Raw genomic sequence first — 2,118 nt, forward strand, 5'->3', positions numbered from 1 at the left:
AATGACCGGCATCGGAAATCCCTTTTTCACAACGAGCAGATCACGCCTGACGTTCAAATACACTTCGACCATATAGTTTCCCCAAATGCTTGAAGTAATGGCGTCAGACCACAGCGCGGCTCGTTGAAAAGCAATGGGCTGACTGCGGATGCGCTTGTGAACACCGGGGAAACGTGCGCCTTTCGTCGCTAGGGCGCGACCCTATCTTCCTTGTCCAGCCCACACATCACGATCTTCAGCGCGTCATCAGGCAAAGGCCGTTGCAGCGCCTTGGCCTCATCCCACGGCGCGCGCATCCACACTTCTCGTTCTTCATCGGTCGTCAGTATCACCGGCCTCGCCTTGGGATGGATCGGCTCGACTACGGCATTCGCTTGAGTGGTGAGGAAGCCATAGACGTTGTGCGGACCAGGGATCGGCTTCGATTTCGTTCCTCTGTCGCCCTTGAATTCAGTCCAGATGCCAGCGAATGCCGCAAGTGGTCGGTCGTCATTAAGCGCAAACCAGGCCACGTCTTTCTTCTTCGTCTTCGGATTAGGCTCCGGCGCGTATTCGGCGAAACTACTGAACGGCACAAGGCAGCGGTTCTCTGGTTTCAGCCAGCCGCGCCAGTGCGGCGATGATGTATTGCGGATGTTGGTAACGGGTGGGCCGCCTGTGCGCGGTGGCGGCGGCATGCCCTAGCGCATAGTAACCATCTCTGTGACACTATCTGAATTGCGGATCACGGGAGCGGGCGGGATAATCGGGAAACACACCGGGCATCGACGCGAGGTTGCCGACATAGCGATTGACGACGCGGAAGAGGTTTAGGATCGCAGCTTGGTTGGTCGTGATCGAATAAAGATTGCATTATCTGCTGCCCGTTCCCCCGTCGCCTCGAAAAGCTCGCATTAGGTGCGGGCTCACGGTCCGCCTGCTGCTTCAAATGCCCTTCGTAGCAGGCAGCTCATTAAATTTTTGGCTTCTTGCTCGGTCGTTACAGGCGACGGCTGGGTATATTTCCGACGTGCGTGCCTCGCCCAATTCGCAGTCTGTTTAAGTCTTCTAACATCGTCACGAGGAGCCCAGTCAAGGGCAATAAAAGCCGTCTCCCCGCCGTACTTTCCTATAAGGCACTCAAGCGCCTTGTAGACGTCGAACCAGAGGGTCGGCGGATGCTGCGCCGGATCGAGCGCAGACGCACGGCCAAAATAGATCAGCGCATCCTCCAAAAGATCATCGCCATCTGCGATGGCAGCCCACCTCTGTGCTTCACTTGCTTTGGAAGGTGCGTCTGCCTGTTGAATACCGTCAGGTCCTATCGCGACACCTATTGCACCAACTCGCGACCGCGAGGATACGACACCTTCGACGAACAGTGTTCAATGCACCTTGCCGTCCGGCGCAAGTTCGGCGACACCCGAAAATTTGAGCGGTTGACAATCTCTCATCACCGACATGGTGCCGTTCAACCGCTCAATGTGAGCTACGACCCGGTCGCGAACCTCGTTAGCCGATGCCAGCCCATCGAGAGAGGCTGATTGCGATACGTGGTCGGGACCATGTACTTCGACCCATCGATCAAACGGTGATTTTAGCGTTTCGCGCCAAATACGCGAGGCGAGGTCGTTCGCCTGTTAACCAACGACTTCCGTCAGGGAAACGATATCAATACCGTCGATCACGATTACCTCGTGAAGGTGGTGGCCTCCCGCACTGGCTTGAGTCAGCCCGATGCGGAAATGCGCGTCAGCGACGTCATCGCGCAGGCCAAGGATGGGCTGGAGAAGGCAAGAAAAGCCGCCATGCACACCGCGATGTGGCTGACGCTGTCGCTCTTCATCGGCGCGCTTAGCGCCGCGCTTGCCTCCTGGGAAGGCGGTGGCACGCGCGATGGCACATGGGGCAGATCCGCCGTTCGACAAACCACACCTCGAACCGTCTGAACAACGAAACAGGAGGAGATTCACATCCTATTTTGCTATGGCTGCTCGGTATTCCGATCCCACTGATCATTCTGATCATGCTGCTGCACCACTAAAGCGTGATGGCATTAAGTCCGATAGCCTGAACTTCTGAGGTAGTTGGCGCATTCCTCGGAGGTGAAGGCATCGAGTGCGTGGCCGATTGCGCGCA

1 protein-coding gene and 1 pseudogene are annotated in these 2,118 nt (G+C 56.9%); one reads left to right on the forward strand and one right to left on the reverse strand.

The genetic code is table 11. The annotated features are described in order from the left end of the window. Positions 1–188 precede the first annotated feature (188 nt). Positions 189–765 (reverse strand): annotated as a pseudogene (locus AC628_RS37540) (SOS response-associated peptidase family protein). A 911-nt stretch (positions 766–1,676) separates the two neighbouring features. Between AC628_RS37540 and AC628_RS37545 the strand changes: the two are divergent. Continuing rightward, positions 1,677–1,928, forward strand: coding sequence for a hypothetical protein (locus AC628_RS37545; RefSeq protein ID WP_143202023.1), 252 nt, complete (start codon positions 1,677–1,679; stop codon positions 1,926–1,928). The last annotated feature ends 190 nt before the right edge of the window (positions 1,929–2,118 follow it).

The organism is Bradyrhizobium sp. NAS96.2 (genome assembly GCF_001908235.1).
GTDB lineage: Bacteria > Pseudomonadota > Alphaproteobacteria > Rhizobiales > Xanthobacteraceae > Bradyrhizobium.